Source organism: Chitinophaga niabensis, assembly GCF_039545795.1.
Lineage (GTDB): Bacteria > Bacteroidota > Bacteroidia > Chitinophagales > Chitinophagaceae > Chitinophaga > Chitinophaga niabensis_B.
In genome coordinates this window covers 4,650,599-4,670,314 of the sequence record NZ_CP154260.1, presented here as the reverse complement: position 1 = coordinate 4,670,314, position 19,716 = coordinate 4,650,599, and the positions used below count along the sequence as shown (strand labels likewise).

At 44.9% G+C, this 19,716-nt stretch carries 16 protein-coding genes; 12 read left to right on the top strand and 4 right to left on the bottom strand.

Features of this window, described 5'->3' with window-relative positions; translation table 11 throughout:
- The first annotated feature begins 11 nt into the window (after positions 1–11).
- Both AAHN97_RS18440 and AAHN97_RS18435 read left to right on the top strand, forming a co-directional pair.
- A complete protein-coding gene (locus AAHN97_RS18440) occupies positions 12–2,186 on the top strand; it encodes a cation:proton antiporter (protein WP_343303538.1) in 2,175 nt (724 codons plus the stop codon).
- 46 nt (positions 2,187–2,232) lie between these two features.
- Complete coding sequence (locus AAHN97_RS18435; protein WP_343303537.1) at positions 2,233–2,400, top strand: hypothetical protein; 168 nt, start codon at positions 2,233–2,235, stop codon at positions 2,398–2,400.
- Here the strand turns inward: AAHN97_RS18435 and AAHN97_RS18430 are convergent.
- Positions 2,381–5,257, bottom strand: a complete 2,877-nt coding sequence (locus AAHN97_RS18430) for a glycosyl hydrolase (RefSeq protein WP_343303536.1) — start codon at positions 5,255–5,257, stop codon at positions 2,381–2,383. The two genes, AAHN97_RS18435 and AAHN97_RS18430, sit on opposite strands and share 20 nt — an antisense overlap.
- 128 nt (positions 5,258–5,385) lie before the next feature.
- Between AAHN97_RS18430 and AAHN97_RS18425 the strand changes: the two genes are divergently transcribed.
- Positions 5,386–6,882 carry a PepSY-associated TM helix domain-containing protein gene (locus AAHN97_RS18425; protein WP_343303535.1) on the top strand — a complete coding sequence of 499 codons (1,497 nt, stop codon included), beginning with the start codon at positions 5,386–5,388 and terminating at the stop codon, positions 6,880–6,882.
- On the opposite strand, the gene AAHN97_RS18420 is transcribed toward AAHN97_RS18425, so the two are convergent.
- Entirely contained in the window at positions 6,883–7,344 is a 462-nt protein-coding gene (locus AAHN97_RS18420) for a YciI family protein (RefSeq protein ID WP_343303534.1), read from the bottom strand.
- Positions 7,345–7,430: 86 nt separating this feature from the next.
- On the opposite strand from AAHN97_RS18420, the gene AAHN97_RS18415 reads away from it, so the two are divergent.
- The 6 genes from AAHN97_RS18415 to AAHN97_RS18390 all read left to right on the top strand — a co-directional run bounded on the left by AAHN97_RS18415 (position 7,431) and on the right by AAHN97_RS18390 (position 12,643).
- A complete protein-coding gene (locus AAHN97_RS18415; RefSeq protein ID WP_343303533.1) occupies positions 7,431–8,114 on the top strand; it encodes an NUDIX hydrolase in 684 nt (227 codons plus the stop codon).
- A 2-nt stretch (positions 8,115–8,116) separates the two neighbouring features.
- Positions 8,117–9,592, top strand: a complete 1,476-nt coding sequence (locus tag AAHN97_RS18410) for a nicotinate phosphoribosyltransferase (RefSeq protein ID WP_343303532.1) — start codon at positions 8,117–8,119, stop codon at positions 9,590–9,592.
- Entirely contained in the window at positions 9,589–10,152 is a 564-nt protein-coding gene (locus tag AAHN97_RS18405; protein ID WP_343303531.1) for an NADAR family protein, read from the top strand. The genes AAHN97_RS18410 and AAHN97_RS18405 overlap by 4 nt, the downstream gene beginning before the upstream one ends.
- Positions 10,153–10,165: 13 nt before the next feature.
- Positions 10,166–11,008 (top strand): ribose-phosphate diphosphokinase, encoded by an 843-nt coding sequence (prs, locus tag AAHN97_RS18400; RefSeq protein WP_343303530.1) that lies wholly within the window; start codon positions 10,166–10,168, stop codon positions 11,006–11,008.
- 141 nt (positions 11,009–11,149) lie between these two features.
- Positions 11,150–11,692, top strand: a complete 543-nt coding sequence (locus AAHN97_RS18395; protein ID WP_343303529.1) for an RNA 2'-phosphotransferase — start codon at positions 11,150–11,152, stop codon at positions 11,690–11,692.
- 105 nt (positions 11,693–11,797) lie between these two features.
- Positions 11,798–12,643: a TIM barrel protein gene (locus AAHN97_RS18390; RefSeq protein WP_343303528.1), complete on the top strand. Its 846-nt coding sequence runs from the start codon at positions 11,798–11,800 to the stop codon at positions 12,641–12,643.
- A gap of 43 nt (positions 12,644–12,686) precedes the next feature.
- Here the strand turns inward: AAHN97_RS18390 and AAHN97_RS18385 are convergent, their stop codons facing one another.
- Positions 12,687–13,124 (bottom strand): VOC family protein, encoded by a 438-nt coding sequence (locus AAHN97_RS18385; protein WP_074242854.1) that lies wholly within the window; start codon positions 13,122–13,124, stop codon positions 12,687–12,689.
- A 243-nt stretch (positions 13,125–13,367) separates the two neighbouring features.
- Between AAHN97_RS18385 and AAHN97_RS18380 the strand changes: the two genes are divergently transcribed.
- From AAHN97_RS18380 to AAHN97_RS18370, 3 genes are read left to right on the top strand one after another with little or no spacing between them, the layout of a single operon-like run.
- Positions 13,368–14,927 carry a sensor histidine kinase gene (locus AAHN97_RS18380; RefSeq protein WP_343303527.1) on the top strand — a complete coding sequence of 520 codons (1,560 nt, stop codon included), beginning with the start codon at positions 13,368–13,370 and terminating at the stop codon, positions 14,925–14,927.
- Between the two features lie 12 nt (positions 14,928–14,939).
- Positions 14,940–18,476, top strand: a complete 3,537-nt coding sequence (locus tag AAHN97_RS18375) for a response regulator (protein ID WP_343303526.1) — start codon at positions 14,940–14,942, stop codon at positions 18,474–18,476.
- Positions 18,473–19,297, top strand: a complete 825-nt coding sequence (locus tag AAHN97_RS18370) for a CheR family methyltransferase (protein WP_343303525.1) — start codon at positions 18,473–18,475, stop codon at positions 19,295–19,297. Before AAHN97_RS18375 ends, AAHN97_RS18370 begins: the two co-directional genes overlap by 4 nt.
- Here the strand turns inward: AAHN97_RS18370 and AAHN97_RS18365 are convergent.
- A complete protein-coding gene (locus tag AAHN97_RS18365) occupies positions 19,294–19,677 on the bottom strand; it encodes a response regulator (RefSeq protein ID WP_343303524.1) in 384 nt (127 codons plus the stop codon). The genes AAHN97_RS18370 and AAHN97_RS18365 overlap by 4 nt on opposite strands.
- Positions 19,678–19,716 lie beyond the last annotated feature (39 nt).

The window sequence follows — 19,716 nt, the reverse complement described above, 5'->3', positions numbered from 1 at the left end:
AATTAACAGCCATGAAAGGATTGGTTTTATTAATGGATTTCAGCCTGCCGCTGAAGGATCCAGTGCCTATATTCTCGTTGGTTTTGTTCATTATATTGCTGGCGCCCATTATTTTGCGAAAATTCCGTATCCCCAGCATCATAGGACTCATATTAGCGGGAATGACCATTGGAGACCATGGATTCAAGATCGTAGAGAAAGGAAGTATCGACCTCTTCGGAAATGCCGGTTTATTATACATCATGTTCCTCGCGGGCCTGGAACTGGACATGACGGAATTCCGGAAGAACCGTCACCGCAGTCTTGTTTTCGGCGCCTTTACCTTTTTTATTCCGCTCATCATGGGATATGTGCTTTGCACTTATGTGCTGCACTTCAATCTCATGGCCACCCTGCTGATATCCAGCATGTTCGCCACCCATACCCTGGTAGCTTATCCATTGGCCAGCCGCCTGGGCATCACCAAAAACGAAGCGGTGACGGTAGCCGTAGGGGGTACCATTATTACAGATACTGCCGTACTATTAATACTAGCCATTATCACCGGTGCCGAAGCCGGTAATCTGAACACCGCCTTCTGGTTAAAACTGGGGATCTCCCTGGTTATTTTTGCAGGCATTGTGTTGTGGGGATTCCCCATTATCGGCAGATGGTTCTTTAAAAAGATCAAAGACGATAAAACCTCCCATTTCATATTTGTACTGGCGCTGGTTTTCCTGGCAGGTTTCCTGGCAGAACTGGCTGGCGTGGAAGCCATCATTGGCGCTTTCCTCGCAGGGCTTGCCCTCAACCAGTTGATCCCGCATACATCCCCCCTGATGAACAGGATGGAATTTGTAGGCAGTGCTTTATTCATTCCTTTCTTCCTGATCAGTGTGGGGATGATCGTAGACCTCAGGGTATTGATGAAAGGCCCTGAAGCATTGATCATCGCTGGCGCTTTAACAGCCATGGCTTTATTCAGCAAATGGCTGGCTGCATTTTTCACACAGCTTTCCTTTGGGTATTCTGCCACACAGCGGAACATTATATTCGGCCTCAGCAGTTCGCATGCTGCTGCAACCATTGCTGTGATACTGATCGGTTTTAAGATGGGCATCATCAATGAAAATGTGCTCAACGGCACCATCATACTTATACTCGTTACCTGTATGGTAGGCTCGTTTGTAACAGAAAGTGCCGGCCGTAAACTTGCTATCAGGGAAGCAGAGAAAAAACCGGAGATCACCGGTGGCCCTGAAAAGATCCTGATCCCCATTGCCAATCCGGAACGCATGGAATCCCTCATAGATTTTGCACTGATGATAAAAGACCCTGCCAGCAGGGAACCTATTCATCCATTGGTAGTAGTGCAGGACGATGCGGAAGCCCGTGATAAGATATTTGTCAGTAATAAAATGATGGAGAAAGCAGTGATCCATGCTGCCGCTTCTGAAAGCAACGTCCAGGTAGTAACGCGTGTAGACCTGAACGTTACAGATGGTATTTCCCGCACGGTGAAAGAATTACTCATCTCTGACGTGATCCTGGGCTGGAGTGATAAGAATAGTGCCACAGACCGCCTCTTCGGCAATATCTTTGGTACCACCACTGATAACGTTTTGCAGAGCGTATGGGAAACCGTATTCATCTGTCATTTTAATCATCCCCTCAATACCACCAAAAAGCTGGTGCTGGTATTACCGAAGAACACGGAATACGAACTGGGTTTTGCGCATTACCTGCAAAAGATTGTGCTGCTTGCCAAACAGGCCGGTGCTAAAATGGTGATCTATGCAGGCCGTAAAACACAGGCTGCCGTGCAGAAGTTTATCAGCAATACCAAGATCAGCGTGGAAGTAACTTTCCGCGATCTGGAAAACCTGGAAGATTTCTTAGGACTGGCCCGCAGCATTTCCCGCGATGATCTGCTGGTAGTGGTTTCTGCCCGTAAAGGAACCCTGTCCTATCAACCATACCTGGAAGGAACACCGGCAAGGCTGGGCAGGCATTTTAAAGACAACAACGTACTGCTGATCTATCCTGAACAAACAGCCACAGAGAACAGTGAGCCGGGTATCCAGGATGGTGATATCACCCTGATGCCGATACAGGAGCAACTGGTAAATATCAACAGGATCCGTAAAGCTGTCAGCCGCATTTTTAAAGGAAATAGACCGAAAGGGAAAATAGAGGAAGAAGAGTAGGCTGGCACGGTTTTTCTGGCTCTTTGAGTTCATCAAATCCTTGGAAATGAAAACTTCGAAAACGCAGAACGACCGTCAGTCCAATATGCCAAAGCCTGAGATCAGGGATAACCTGGACAGCCGTAAGAATGAGGAGCAGGATTTTAAAGGGGATGATATGACCCATAATAAAAAAGCCCTCAAGGACGATAAGCCTAAAAAGAAGAAGTCCTGATAGTCACCGGGCCTGTAAGTCCTGATGGCAGCAAAGGTGAATCCGGTTTATAGGGGCTATATGTTGTAAAAGTATATCGCCCGCTTGTCCGCTTTTTACCTTCCAGCAACCACGCAGGCCATTGGCCATTCTTCACACCATCATCCGGTAGTTTTGCATCCCCTATCAGCCTGTTGGGCCAGAGGTTCACCACTTCTATTTCCAACAGGTTGTTTTTTTGCAGCGCTGCTGTGATATCTACACGCCATGGAGCCGTCCACAACACGCCGAGGTCTTTGCCATTCAATCTTATACGGGCCAGGTTCTTTACTTCTCCCAGGTCTAAATAATAGCGTTGATTATTTTTTGCTAAGCTGAATTGCTTGCGGTAAGTAGCCGTACCAGAATAATATTTAATCCCTTCCTCCGGCCGTGTAGTCCAGTCCTGTAATTGATCAAAGGTGATCTTGGAGGGGCCGCCCCATTTGGGATCAAATGAAACCTGCCATGCGCCTTCTAATGTATCTGCAATGTTTGTTTGTATAAAGTTCTTTTTGCCGGCGCTTGCGATTTTTCCTTTTTCAAATACGATAAAGAAACTCTGGTATGGTTCAAATTGCAGCGGAATAGTAGTAGTACCATTCTCTGTTTTAAACTCAGGCAATATGCGGGTAGTACCTGTCAAGGGGTCCCATAATTCTGGTGCACCTGATGTTGTGCGGAAAGTGTTGGTTGTTTGTATCGCTTTATCTGTACGATTGGATACAAAATAAATATCCCTGTTCTCCGTAACGCGATGTGTATAACGGATAGCTCCTGTTGAGCTGAAATCTTCTTTCACATCCAGCAGCTGGGTAATGGTATCATAAGAGGGATACAATGAATCATAGGGAACAGCCAGCAACTTCGTTTCTTTCGCGATGGCCTGTAATTGCTGGTCTGCTTTGGGGTAGTCCATCAAACCTGGTGTTCGTAGAGGAGGTATGCCCACTACCAATGCACCTTCCTTCACAAGAGATTGGATCTTTTTCAATAAAGGGATTGTCATTGTTTCTGAAGCAGGCAACACCAATACCCTGTAAGTAGCACCGCCGGGAAATACAATCTGTTTATCTTTTACGCTGGCTTTGTATAATTGCCCGGGAGAGCAGCCATCAAAATTATATCCTCTTCTGTCCGGCAGAAATTCATCTTCCGTTAATGCAGATAAAGGAGGTCTGAAAACATGTGGTGCCCCTTCCGGTGTGAGGTACAATATGTCAGCTACCGCACGCCCCTGTTGCAGGATGTATTGGCATCTTGAAATATACCGGTGGTAAGCATCTGCCATGGGCCACCAGGTTTGGCCTCTGTCCCAATGCACACCATAAGGCCCCATCGTCATGCCGGGTCTTAAAGAATCGTTCAGTGACTGATTAATAAAAGTATGATAGAAAAAACGGTTAATGCCCATGGCAAAAGCCCAGTCTCCCTGGTTCTTTACAGACCCGGGGTATTGTTTCCAGGATTCATTGTTCTCTGCCGTAAAAGCTTCTGCTGCAATTACAGAAGAGCCATTGACATGCCCGATGGAAGTGGCTTCGATGCAACTGAAGGAAGTATTATAACCATATCCTTTACTCCAGAACTCACACATGGGAATATCCGCAAGCGCACCTTGTTCCAGGTCTGCTGTGGGATTCATATCATAAGGTTCAATGGATAATTTAAATCCATTCCGGTGGCTGTAATCCTTTAAATGTTTTACGTGGAAATCGAGTACCAGCTCCTGTGATGTCTGCCGGAGGTCCCAAAGGAAACGTTCGCTGATAGCTGCACTTTCCACCACCATACCTAAGTATACGGGATAAAAAGGCTGGGGATCATATCCTCTCCGTTTGATGAATTCCTGCCTGAATGCTGCCGTCCAATTCTGTGCACCCATTTCCCAGCTATCCATATGCAGGTTCCTGAGCCCGCCACCACTTGTTTTGCGGGGTCCTATCTTACGTAAGAGTTTCCCCGTATAGGCTTCCAGGTGAGCATTCATGGCCACGGTATCAAACTTATCCGCTTCGAATCCTAATCCGGGAAAAGGGGCAGGCCTTGTTACGGCACCATTATTCCTGCTGCCGAAACGCAGGATGGTCCAGTTGCCGGGAGGTGCTTTCCACTGAAGTGTACCATCCTTTTGTAATTTATCCGTGAGTACAATGATCTGATCTTTGGTGATAGCAAGGCCTTCAGTTATTACCGGTGTGAGATAAGGTTTCACACCTTTTACAGAGCTGAAGGGTGCCCGGTAATACAGGGCTTTTTCATCTGCATCCTTTATTTTATGTTCGGCGGAAGGAGTGGGGAAAGCCAATACGGCCACATCTTCATAGAATGCTTTCCACTGTGTTTTCATCAGAGGTGTTAAACCACCTTCTCCAAAAAATGGTTTGCGGGGTTCCGGTACAGGGAGTTGTATCGGCGTTGATGATCCACCACTAACTTTGGTGGTACTGGCCACCAGGTGTTGCATTGATTGGTTGGGAGCTACCCATGGCCCGCCACTGCCACTCCATCCGGGGCCTACACCCAATGTTATTTCAATCCCTAATCTTTCCGCTTCATGAACTGCATGTGCAAATAAATCCTGCCATTCTTCACTCAGAAAATCCACCTTACCACGCGGAACACCCACATTCACTTCCAGGAATACCAGGTGCCCGATGCCCGCACGTTTCATGGATTCCAGGTCTGCGGTCATGGAAGCTTTGGATTGATTGCCATCCATAAAGTACCAGTAAACACCAGGTCTTGCAGAAGGAGGTGGTTGCAGGAACCCGGCTTTTAAACTATCCGGTTTTTGCTGCAAAAGCAGGAGGAACAGAAAGAGTTGTGTGAGCGTCATAAACCTAAGATAACTTTTAGGAGGCGGTAGGGCATCCTGTAGCTTCCTGCCCTTCTTTTTCCTTATTGCGTAAAACTCTTTCCCTTTTGCGTAAACCATGCATGATGTTTTTCAGCACATTTACGCCCATGAGACTTCAATGGGCAAAACATCAACAACGCTGGTTTGGAAAATGGCATGTATACCTGGGAATTATTGCAGGCGCTATTGTGGCATTTGTAGGAGTTACCGGGAGCATATTGGTATTTCAGGATGAAATAGACCGCGCTTTGAACCCAGAACTGTTCCTTGTTATGGAGCAGCAACATAAGATGTCCTTTGCCGAGATCCTTCCCCTGATCCGCGAAAAACATCCCCAGCTGAAGTTTAGCTATATGATGATGGAAGTGGACGATAAGCCCAACCTCGCCTACCGTCTATTCAATTTTAAAACAGAAGATGAATATTTCATCAACCCTTATACCGCAGAATTAAGTGGCAAACGCCTGCATGAAAGTTCTTTTATCCATATCGTAACAGAACTGCACCGCACTTTGCTTGTTCCAACAGTGGGCAGGTACATTGTTGGCATAGCCACACTCTGCCTTTTGATCCTCACCATCAGTGGCCTGCGTTTATGGATCCCTGCCAAATGGAACCAGTTAAGATCCGTACTCACTGTAAAGTTCAGCGCTGGTTTCAAACGGCAGAATTACGACTGGCACAACGTACTCGGTTTTTATTCTGCTCCCGTGGTAACCCTGCTCTCCCTCACCGGTGTTTGTATTACTTTTTCTCCATTGGTGATCGCATTACTTTTTGTATTGAATGGCCAATCGCCACAGGGCGTGGCGGCATTGTTAGGCGCAAAATCCACTTATACGGAAGGAGCGCGCACGCTGCCTTTGAAAGATATTGTATCGCTGGCCAATGAAACCATGCCCGGCGGAAGGGTTGCCGGAGTGGCTTTCCCTTCAGACAGTACCGGTAACTACCGTTTGGATATAATAGGAGAGGGCCTGCCCAAAAGTGGTAAACGTGAAATGCTGATCCTTGATCAATACAGTGGTAAGGTTTTACTGAACAGCCGCACGGATTTTCCCAACTCCGGCAGTGCCTACCTGAGCTGGCTTACGCCTATTCACTATGGCAGCTTTGGTGGTATGCCTACAAAAATATTAGCGCTGCTGGGTGGCCTGATGCCACTCGTGCTTTTTGTAACCGGCTTCATTATCTGGTGGCCACGTTTCCGCAAGCAGAAACAAAAAGTGCACAATGCAGAGATAGCAGACCTGATCACATTGACCTTCCGCTATCGCTGGCATTATTTTTATTTCAACCTGAAGAAAGGATTCCGTTATGCATTTTGGGTCGTGCTGAGTAGTATTGCCATTGGGGCATTGTATGGTCTTCCCTCAGGTATAGTAATACAACCTGCTGTATTTGCCATTGCCTTCACCTGCCTGCTGGTGGTGGTCAATTTTGTAGTGGCGCTGCCTGTCTGGGGCATCAACCTGCTCTTTTTTGCACCTTTCCGGAAAGGCAGCCGGGGTATCATCCGCTATTTCGCCTGGTCTTTTTCTTTCCTGGTAGTATACCTTGCCTGTTATTTGTTATTGATGAATACAGGCATGCAGATCTTTTAATCAGGGTTTCGTCTGCTCTACTTTTTCATGGAACTCCAGGTATTTAGGCAGCGCAGCGGAACCATACCAGGGAAATATTTCAACATCGAATACTTTTTCTTTGATGGCTGCATCTCCCTGCAGCATAACATCCACTTCCTCTTTCGTTTTGGCATTTAATACAAATATGCCACGATACTGTTTGTCGTTTTTACCCAGCGGCCCCGCAATAACCATCTTGCCATCCTTTACCAGTTTGTTGATATTATCCATATGGCCTTTGAAAAGTTCCGTCATTTTTTCTTTGTCCGTCACCTGGTTACTGCCTGTTTTCAGGATCACCAGGTAATACATTTTCATACCGTATTTATCGGCACCAAGGCTGTCCGCAAGTGCTTTATCGTATTTGGGATTTTCTGACTGTGCGGAGGAATGTAAATAAGATGCGCAAATGAGTAGCAGGGGTAGAATGAGATGTTTCATGGTAGCACTGTTTGGCTCAAATATAAAAGGAAAAATTGGTAGTGTGATAAACTTTACATTACTTTGCGTCATAATAACGCAAACAAATGGCTAAATCTTTTACTTCATATAAGAATCCTTCGCTGGCAGTGGATCTTGTGGTATTTGGTTACCATGATAACAGATTGTCTGTATTGCTGCTGAACAGGAACGAGGAACCATTTAAGGACCAATGGACTTTGCCGGGAGCCTTCCTCCAAATGGATGAAACCTTTCAGCAAACCTGTTCGAGGGTATTGTCTACCAAGCTGGGGATGGATAAAGTGTACCTGGAGCAATTGTATTCATTTGACGAACCGGAGAGGGATCCCAGAGGAAGGGTGATAGCTGTTGCTTATTATGCCTTGGTTAATCCCCGTAAGTTTGAGATAGCCGCAGGTAAAATGACTAACGATGTGAAATGGTTTGACTGTAAGGAATTGCCGGAATTAGGGTTTGATCATACTGACATCTTTAATAAAGCATTACAGCGTTTGCAGTCCAAGATCATCTATTTCCCGGTAGGGTTTGAATTGCTGGATGAGTTGTTCACTATGACGGAGTTGCATGACTTGTATGAATGCATCCTGGATATATCCATAGACAGAAGGAATTTCAGAAGAAAGATCCTGGATGCAGACTATCTTATCAATACCGGTACCAAGCGGGAGGGTTTACAGAACAGGCCCGCGGACTTATATAAATTCAATAAAAAATTAAAACAGTATAATTTCCAACTTAACATTATTTAGACATGAGAACATCTCCTATACTATTGAAAGATGGTTATAAAGTAGGGCACAAATTCCAATATCCGGAGGGAACTATATTGGTATATTCTAACCTTACTCCCCGTAAATCCAGAAACGCCGAAGTAGACGAGATCGTTTTTTTCGGGTTGCAATATTTCATCAAAGAATACCTGATCAGGCAGTTTGATGAACTTTTCTTCAAAAGACCACAGGCTGAAGTGTTGCAGCAATATGCAAGGATCATGGATAACTATCTGGGGAAAGACAGCATCAGCTATCAGCACATTGCTGACCTACATAAACTGGGGTATTTACCGCTGGAGATTAAAGCATTGCCGGAAGGTAGCCTGGTGCCCATGAGAGTGCCGGTATTCACTATCAAAAATACCGTACCGGAATTCTTCTGGCTTACCAATATGCTGGAAACATTGCTGAGTGCTATTTTATGGAAGCCTTGTACTTCAGCCACTACCGCTTTCCAATATCTCAAAACCTTTACAAAATATGCAGAGGAAACAGTAGGAAATGATATGGGCTTTATTCCATGGCAGGGGCACGATTTTTCTTTCCGTGGCATGAGTGGAATTGAAGATGCTGCCATGAGCGGCGCAGCGCATTTGCTTTCCTTTGCAGGAACAGATACGATCCCTGCCATTGATTTCCTGGAAACATACTATCACGCAGATTGTGAAAAAGAACTCGTTGGTGGTTCCGTTCCTGCCACGGAACACAGTGTAATGTGTATGGGTACGCAGGATGATGAGATCAAAACCTTCGAACGCCTGATAAATGATATCTACCCTGCCGGTATAGTGTCCATTGTGAGTGATACCTGGGATTTCTGGAAAGTGATCACCGTATTCCTTCCGCAGTTGAAAGACAAAATACTGGCACGTAATGGTAAAGTGGTGATCCGCCCTGATAGCGGAGATCCGGTAAAGATCATTATTGGCGACAAAGATGCGCCCATTGGCAGTCCTGAATACAAAGGTGCTATAGAATGTATGTGGGAAACCTTTGGTGGTACCATAACAGAAATGGGCTATAAACTATTAGATAGCCATATTGGATTGATATATGGCGACAGTATCACCACGGAAAGACAGGTAGCCATTCTTGAAGGATTGAAAGAAAAAGATTTCTCCAGCTACAATGTGGTATTGGGTATTGGCTCTTTTACTTATGAATATGTAACACGGGATACTTTTGGTTTCGCTATGAAAGCTACTTATGGCGAAGTGAATGGAGAAGGAAGAGATATTTTCAAAGATCCTAAAACGGATGATGGTACAAAGAAATCTGCCAAAGGATTAATGCAGGTGTACAGAGATAATGCTACTGGAAAACTTACTTTAAAAGACCAGTGCACCTGGGCGGAAGAAGAACAGGGAGAATTGAAAACAGTGTTCAAAGATGGCGCATTGTTAGTAGATGTTACATTGGCGGAAATCAGGAATAGAATAAAAGAATTGATATGAAGTATTCAAATCAATGGCTGATAGAAAAATACCAGCAGGAAGAGCAGATAAAATTCCTCTTTTTCTGGGGTCACAGGCCCACCAGGGATGGCAGTATTTCTGCCAGCTGCTTTAGCCAGTGGTGGCCGGCAGACTTTGTGGTAAATGATATCACTTATAAAACAGCAGAACATTGGATGATGGCAGGAAAAGCCCGACTGTTCAATGATGAAGTGGTATTTGGGAAAATCATTAAATGTACTGAGCCAGGTGAAGCTAAAAAACTAGGGCGGGAGATATCCAACTTTGATCCCGCCACATGGGACGAACATAAATTTAATATCGTAGTAGAAGGAAATGTTTTCAAATTCTCACAACATCAACCCTTACAGGATTTCCTGCTCAATACCCAGAACAGGGTATTAGTAGAAGCAAGTCCTGTGGATAGTATCTGGGGTAACGGCATGGCCGCAGATCACCCGGATATCAACAATCCATTAAAATGGAAAGGCCAGAACCTGCTGGGTTATGCATTGATGGAGGTCAGAGATAAACTCATGAAAAATGGGAGAACAATATAAAAGCAAATCAGACATGAATTCATTTAATCTCATTTATCCGGATAGATCTGATATCCGTTTTGAAACAATGATCTTCCCGGATGGCCAGCCCCATATAAAACTGGATGTGAAAAGTGTTCAGTACATCAGCAGGAAAGAACCCCTGCAAATAATCTGTAGGATCAATAATCCCAATGATCTGATGATGGTGCTGTTTATCAAAAGCACACTGGATTACATGGAGTTTGAGCATATAGAATTGTGTGTTTCTTATTTGATGGCCGCACGGATGGACAGGGTGATGTTGGATGGAGAACCCTTTTCCCTGAAAGTGGTGGCAGGGATCTTAAATCAGGGAAATTTTAAGAAGATAAAGATCTTTGATCCACATTCAGAAGTTGCAACAGCTTTGATAGACAGGTCTTATGCCGTTACTAATCACCTGTTCGTTAAAGACGCACTTGAAGATTATTTCCAACATAATAAGCCTGCTGAATATTGTTTGGTGTCTCCGGATGCAGGTGCGCTGAAGAAGATCCATAAGCTCGCGCATTTCTTACAAATAGAAAATGTGGTAGAGTGTATGAAAGAGCGGGACCTTAAAACCGGAGCGCTCACCAGTTTTAAAACCATCACCGCAGACCTCTCTGGGCAAACCTGTTTTATTATAGACGATATCTGTGATGGCGGCGGCACTTTTGCGGGCACAGCAAAAATGCTGAAAGAGAAAGGAGCACAAAAAGTTGTGCTCATCGTTAGCCACGGTATCTTCAGTAAAGGAAATACGATTGCCTTTATAGATGAGATCTATTCCACCGATTCATTTAATAGCATGGCAGGCATCAAAACCTTCCCTGTGGACAGGTATATCCAATAATGGCTGAAGAGTTGCCTGCTTTTAATGATCAGATTGTGGAGGGCATAAAAGTGATAAAGGTGTTTTTTGGTGAGCAGTTTGTAATGCCGGTACATCCGCAATTGGCAACATTATTATCAAAATTCAAAAGAGATGTACAATATGAATGAGCAACATAAAAAGAGCATCAGTAAATTCCTCAGCCTGATATTGCGCCATAGCCCACAAACGATCGGTTTGCAACTGGATGAGAATGGATGGGCAGATATTGAGGAGCTCCTGGTAAAGTCAGCAGATCATGGAAATCCGTTTTCAAGAGCTGAACTGGAGGAAATTGTAGACACAAATGATAAAAGACGTTTTGCATTCAATGATGCATACACGCATATCAGGGCAAGCCAGGGACATTCAGTCAACATTGATCTTGATCTGCAGCAAAGTGAGCCACCGGAATATTTATACCATGGTACTGTATCAAAGTTCCTGCAAAATATAAAAGAAGAAGGCCTGTTGAAAATGAGCCGGCAACATGTTCACCTGAGCAGCGATAAGGAAACGGCTACAAAAGTAGGCAGTCGCAGGGGAGTGCCTGTTATATTGGAAATAAAAAGTGGCCAGATGTATAAAGAAGGTATCTCTTTCTACCTTTCAGCAAATAATGTCTGGCTGACGGAAGCTGTGCCCAGTCAGTACATTGTATTCTAAATAGTTGAAAATCATCCACTTGACTATTTTAATTGCAATCCATTGCAAAAGCCGATTTTTTTAGAGAACTTGGCTTATCAGTCATTTACAATTAATCCATCAAACATGTCATCAAGAAGGGATTTTCTATTGCATGCCGCATTGGGTGTAGCAGCTACCACTGTTGCTCCGTTCGTGGCCTCTGCCAGCAACGCTACTCGGAATATTGATAAGAAAGACCACCTGCCGGTAGGGATGGCAGGTTACACATTTGCAAAATTCGATGTGGATAAGGCCATCGCCATCATGAACAGGGTAGCCATTAAGTATATTTCCATTAAGGATATCCATTTGCCGCTGAACAGCAGCGAGGAAAAGATCAAGGAAGTGCTGGGTAAATTCTCTGCAGGTGGTATTAATGTTTATGCAGTAGGTGTTATCTATATGAAAACAAAAGCTGCGGTAGACGATGCATTCGCCTATGCAAAGAAAGTAGGCGTTCCTTTGATCGTGGGCGTACCGAATCCGGAATTACTGGATTATACAGAAGAGAAAGTAAAAGAATACAATATTAAGATTGCTATCCATAACCATGGTCCGGAGGATAAATTGTATCCCGGCCCCAAAAATGTATATGACCTGATCAAAAACAGGGATGCCCGTATGGGGATCTGCCTGGATATAGGTCATGCTATGCGTGCCGGTGAAGAGCCTGGAAAAGCCATCCGCGAATACAAGAACAGGATCTTCGATCTGCATATCAAAGATGTGACCCTGGCCGCGAAAGACGGAAAAGCAACAGAGATCGGAAGAGGTGTGATAGATTTCCCGGGTTTGATAGCAGCGTTGGATAAAGTGAAGTATCAGGGTATCTGCGCTATAGAATTTGAAAAGGATATGAGTGATCCTTTACCTGGTATTGCTGAATCCACCGGTTATTTCAGAGGTGTGATCAATACAGTTGAAAAATAATCAGCAAAGAGGGAAGTACACAAATACTTCCCTCTTCTTTTATTTATGATGCATATGCCTGCTGCAATCCTTTCACATCTATCTTATTCATGGTGAGCATGGCATCCACTACTTTTTTCGATTTAACAGGATCTTTATCTCCCATCAGTTTTCCAAGAATAGAAGGGATGATCTGCCACGACAGGCCAAACTTATCCTTCAGCCATCCGCATCTTCCTTCTGATCCTCCGTCCGCTGTTAATTTATTCCAGTAGTAATCCACTTCCTCCTGCGTTTCAACATTCACATAAAAGGAAACCGCTTCATTGAATTTAAAATGCGGCCCGCCGTTCAGTGCCATGAATTGCTGTCCTTCTAACTCAAAGGTGGCGGACATAGGATTGATATTACTGATCTTCGCATTTGTAAAAACGGTAGAATAGAAATTAATGGCTTCTTCGAGATTGTTATCGAACCATAAGAATGGGGTGATCTTTTGCATTTTTATTGTTTTAGGATACAAAACTACTGGCTGAAAACAAATTGCAGTGGTGGTAAACGCGACATTAAAGAGGTGGTTCACGACAATCTCAGAAAACCCTGACGACAGCCGCGGGTTTCCACATTACATATACTGTGCCAATGTTAATCAGCTGTGAGACAGTGCTTTAGGTGTAGAGAAGAATCTACAGCCCCAAGGCTGTAAAATGTAATAAATTGCCTCCCTTTAGCTGCCCATTAAGTTATGATTCTAATTGTAGATGACCGTCCCGAAAATATTTATTCCCTACAAAAGCTGCTGGAATTAAACCGTTATAGGGTTGATACCGCTTCTTCGGGGGAAGAAGCTTTACGGAAGATCTTAAAGAATACCTACTTTCTGATCATCCTCGATGTGCAAATGCCCGGCATGGATGGATTTGAAGTAGCAGAAGCGATCACAGGATATAGTAAATCGAAAGATATCCCTATCATCTTTCTTTCCGCGGTTAACGTGGAAAAGAAATTCATTGAAAAGGGTTATCTCACTGGTGGTTTGGATTATGTCACCAAACCTTTTGATCCGGACATCCTCTTATTAAAGGTGGGTACTTTCTACCGGCTGCATCAGCAGGCCCGGGAATTAAATGAAATGCAGAAAGTGTTGCAGGATGAGATCGCCGAACGTAAGAATGCGCAGGAGGCACTTGTGCAAAGCCTGGAAGAGCTGCGTTCCGTACTTGAATCTATTCCTCAAATTGCCTTCACATTGAATGAACAGGGCCATATCGAGTATGTGAACCAGTATTGGTATCGTTTTTCACCTGATAAATCGCAATTCCCGGATAATGACTACACGGTAATTCACAGTGTGGCCAAAGCTGTGGAAGATGGCCAGCCACAGGCTGCGGAAGTTTTACTAAAATTACTGGATACACAGGAATACAGGTATCACTCCCTTACTTTAACGCCTATACGCAAACAGGGCCAGGTAGTGAAATGGGTAGGGATGTTCACGGATATCCATGAGCAGAAAAAAACTACCCAGTTACTGGAGGAACGGGTGCATGAACGTACCAAAGCCTTACAGGAGGCAAATAAGGAACTGGCGAACAGCAACCATGAATTGCAGCAATTTGCTTACGTGGCTTCGCATGATCTCAAGGAACCACTCCGCAAGATCCAGGTGTTCAGCAATATGATCAGCAGCAAATTCGGGCATGAACAGCCGGAAGCGAATGGATACCTGAACAGGGTGGTCCATTCTGCCGCCAGGATGAATAAGCTGATCACAGACCTGCTTGATTATTCCAAATTAGCGATAACAGATGTTTATCAACCTGCCAACTTCAATACCATCATCCTGGAGATCATGGATGATATGGAATTATTGATACAGGAAAAACAGGCAGTAATTGAGGTAGGAGAAATACCCGTCATAGATGCCATCGCTGCGCAGATCCGCCAGGTTTTTCAGAACATACTCAGCAATGCGCTTAAGTTCTCCCGGGAAGGGATACCACCGGATATCCGAATTACTGCAGATATCGTACGTGACCTGTCACCGGATAGCATAACAGATGCGCATGGTGCGTATTGCCGCATTGCAGTGCAGGATAACGGGATAGGGTTTAATGAAGCCTATCTTCATAAGATCTTCGTGATCTTCCAGCGCCTGCATGGCAGGGCGGAATATGAGGGCACAGGTATAGGATTAGCCATCGTGAAGAAGATCATTGATACTCACGGCGGATTGATCACCGCCAGCAGCGAAGAAGGAAAAGGCAGCACTTTTTACATTTTACTACCCTTAAAACAATCATAATTGTACAGGAAAATGAAATCAACTTTCCAGCGGAACCTGTTAATAGGTTTCGGGTTTTCATTAGTGTTGCTCATTTTTACCTCGGTTGCCTCTTATCTGAGTATACAGAATCTGATCTTTAGTGCAGACATGGTAGATCATACCAACGAGGTACTGCATGAGCTGGAAGCATCTATTTCAGTGATGAAAGACGCAGAAACCGCACAACGTGGCTTCCTGATCACAGGTAACGCTGATTTCCTGGAACCTTATAATGGCGCTGAAGATTCCATTAAAGCACATATCAATAACTTCCGGGACCTTACTACGGATAACCCTGCTCAGCAGGAGGATGCTAAACAACTGCTGGAAGCATCCACACAAAGGATGAAGTTACTGAAGGCCAATATCGAGAAAAACAAAAGCGGCCAGGAGGTAACAGTGGCCGACATGGAAAAGGGCAAACAGTACATGGACCAGGCACGTGACCTGGTAACCGCGATGAGGGACCGCGAACAAAAACTGTTACTCACCCGCACAGAAAGACTGAACGATTTTGCCGCTACTACCCCCACATTCATTATTATCGCTGCTTTACTGGCCATACTGATCACCGTAGTTTCATTCCTGAAAATAAATGCAGATTTCAGGCACCGCCTGGAAATGCAGTTGGAACTGGAAGGGAAGGATGCAGATATCAGCAGGCGGATCAGGATCATCCAGGGAGTAGCAGCCAGGATATCTGAGGGTGATTATGAAGTTCGGGTGCCTGATGAAGGAAAGGACGGATTAGGCATCCTCTCTGTTTCTTTGAATAAAATGGCCGGCGCACTGAAATTTTCATTTGATCAGCTGAAAGATAAAGAATGGCTGCAAACAGGAATTGCCACACTCAACGACCGGATGCTGGGAGAATATAATATGCAAGTACTGGCCGGCCAGATCGTAGATCATATCACTGCTTATACGGAAAGCCATATAGCAGGATTTTATGTTGCAGAGAATCACAACACCCTTCGTTTTGTAAAAGGTTTTGGTTTTGATGGAGAAGGATATGAATATATCCCTTATGGAAAAGGACTGGCAGGGCAGGCTGCGGAAAGCAAACGCATCCTGCACCTGAAGGAAGTAAAGGAGGACCTGCTGTTATTACACCATGCCTCCGGTACCATCAAACCAGTGAATATCATTGCCGTACCTATGTTCCATGAACGTAAAGTGGTAGGGGTGATAGAACTGGCTGCTGCACAACCTTACCCGCAGCGGGTACTGGAATTCCTCGAAGCTGCCTCTCACACTATCGGTACGGTTCTGTTTGGTGTTGAAGGCCGCAAACGCTTACAGGAGTTACTGGAAGAAACCCAGTCGCAAGCCGAAGAGCTACAGGCACAACATAACGAACTGGAAAATATCAACAGCGAACTGGAAGCACAGGCAGAGAAATTGCAGGCCTCGGAAGAAGAACTGCGCGTGCAGCAGGAAGAATTGGTACAAGCCAATGAAGAACTGGAGGAACGTAATCAGTTGATCTATGAACGGAACAGGGACATCCAACAGAAAGTTTCTGAACTGGCACTGAGCTCTAAATATAAATCAGAGTTCCTGGCTAATATGAGCCACGAATTACGGACACCACTGAATTCTATCCTCCTCTTATCCCGCCTCATGGGAGAGAACAACAAACAGAACCTCACGGAAGAACAGTTGGAATACGCCGATGTGATCCAGAATTCCGGAAAAGGCCTGCTGTCTCTCATAGACGAAATATTAGACCTCTCCCGCATTGAAGCCGGTAAAATGGACCTCAGTTTCTCTGAAGTGAACCTTCGGGAAGTAGCACAGGAAATGAATGCCTTGTTTGCTCCTGTGGCCAAAGAAAAAGGACTGGTCTTCGAAGTACATACAGATACAAGGATGCCTGCGATGATTGAAACAGACCGGCAAAGACTGGAGCAGATCATCCGCAACCTGCTTTCCAATGCTTTGAAATTTACAGCAGAGGGAATGGTGGCATTGAATATCGCGCAGGATGATAAAGATCCCGGCATGGTGATCTTTACCGTAAAAGACACGGGCATCGGCATCTCAAAAGATAAACAGGAAGTGATCTTTGAAGCCTTCCAGCAGGAAGATGGCTCTACCCGCAGAAAATTCGGCGGCACGGGATTGGGCCTTTCCATCAGCAAAGAACTGGTGAAATTGTTAGGCGGCAGCATCCGGGTAAGAAGCGAACAGGGTGCTGGCAGTGAATTTGAGGTACGCATACCTGTTACACCGGCGGCCTATACTTCCGCCATGGCGGAAACAATATTACAACCTGCAAAAGAACAGCGTTTTGTTAGTGCCGTGATACCGGAACATGTGCCGGACGACCGTAAGGATGTAAACCCCGGTGATCCTGTGATCCTGATCATTGAAGACGACAGGGCTTTTGCACAATACCTGCTCGACTTCACCCGTCAGAAGGGATACAAAGGTATTGTAACCGTAAGGGGAGATGAAGCGCTGCCACTTACACTGCAATACCAGCCTAAGGGCATTCTGCTGGATATTCAGTTGCCGGTGAAGGATGGCTGGGAGATAATGGAAGAACTGAAAAATAACAGTGCTACCCGTCACATTCCGGTGCATATCATGTCTTCTTACGAAAGCAGGTTTAAAAGTCTTTCTAAAGGAGCCGTTGATTTTATTGATAAACCGGTATCCTACAGCCGGATGGATGATGTGTTCGCAAGGATAGAACATATCCTGAATAGCAACTCCCGCAAGGTGCTGATCGTGGAAGAGAATGTAAAACATGCCAAAGCACTGGCTTATTACCTGGAAAATTTCTCAGTACATACACAGATCAGGAACAGTATTACAGATAGCATAGACAGCCTGCAGCAAAAAGAGGTAAACTGTGTGATCCTGGATATGGGCGCCTCCGGAGAGCAATCATATGATATGCTGGACGAGGTGAAGAAACATCCCGGCCTGGAAAACATTCCTATCATCATTTTTACCGGCAAAAATATTTCCGGCGAAGAGGAACAGCGCATCAGGCAGTATGCAGATTCTATTGTTATAAAAGTGGCCAACTCCTATCAGCGTATCATGGATGAAGTATCGCTGTTCCTGCACCTGATGCAGGCCAAAAAAGAAGGCGAGCGCACGGGGAATGGGCTTGGTTTACTACAGGATGTATTGAAGAATAAAACAGTGCTGCTGGCGGATGACGATGTAAGGAACATCTTTGCGCTCACCAAAGCACTGGAAACATACCATATGCATGTGATCTCTGCCATGGATGGAAAAGAAGCACTGAAGCAACTGAAGAAGAACCCACAGGTAGATATTGTATTGATGGATATGATGATGCCTGAGATGGATGGATATGAGTCTACCCGCCAGATCAAGGCAGACCCGCAATTCAAAAAACTGCCGGTAATAGCCGTAACGGCAAAAGCCATGAAAGGGGACAGGGAGAAATGTATAGCAGCAGGCGCTTCCGATTATATCAGCAAGCCGGTGGACATCGATCAGCTATTATCATTATTACGGGTGTGGTTATACGACAGCAACAAATGAGTGAACTTGAATTGACGGATGAACAGATAGATCTCCTGCTCAGAGATGTGATGGAGGAGTATGGTTATGATTTTAATGATTATGCCCTGCCTTCCCTGAAAAGAAGGTTGAACAGGTTATATACGCTGGATAAATTCCCGCATTTTGAGGGATTCCATCAGAAGGTGATGCAGGATGCTGTTTACTTCCGGTACTTTGTAGAGGAACTGACAGTGAATGTAACGGAGATGTTCCGGGACCCGGTATTCTTTCAACGCCTGCGCGAAGAGGTATTGCCGGAACTGGCGCGCCATCCTTTTATCCGTATCTGGCATGCAGGCTGTTCCACAGGGGAGGAAGTATATTCCATGGCTATTCTATTGAAGGAAGCCGGTCTGCTCCAACGATCGCTGTTATATGCAACAGACATTAATCCGGCGGTACTGGAAGTTTTAAAGAAGGGCATATATCCGCTTCGTTATATGAAGCAATATTCTGAAAACTATATTCAGTCTGGCGGTACGCAGGATTTTTCCAGGTACTATACCGCTAAATATGATTGGGCGAAACTGGATGAAGGGTTGCAGAAACGTATGGTGATCTCCCCGCACAACCTGGTATCTGATGGTTCATTCAATGAATTTCAACTGATCATTTGCAGGAATGTGCTCATCTACTTCTCCAGAAAATTACAGAATAAAGCGCTGCAACTGATTGATAATAGCCTTGAGCCCATGGGCTTTATTGCATTAGGCGGGAAAGAAAGCCTCAAATACTCGGCTATTGCACCCAGATATAAACAGTTACAGCAGCGGCAAAGGATCTGGCGGAAGATGGCTTAGAAATACTGTGCGAGGATATCCTTTAAAGAATTGATGTCGAATTGCTTGACGATATAATCACTGGCGCCCAGCGACTTTGTTTCCCTGATATCCCTGGGATCGGAAGATGTAGAGTAAATGATCACGGGGGTCTTTGAAAGATGTGGAATGTTGCGGATAGCCGTCAGGCAATCCTTCCCACCCATGCGTGGCATGTTGAGATCAAGGAAAATATAATGCGGTGTAAGATTTTCCGGCGCGCTTAATAATTGCAGGCCGGCAGCGCCATCATTGGCAGTAAGGAAGTGTACATCATCATTTACATCCTGTAAAGCAAGTTTAAATATCTCCTGGTCATCCAGGTCATCGTCTATGAGCAGACAGGTGATTTTTTCCGCCATGGTTGTTTATTGTCTTAAGTAATCAAATATAACAAATCC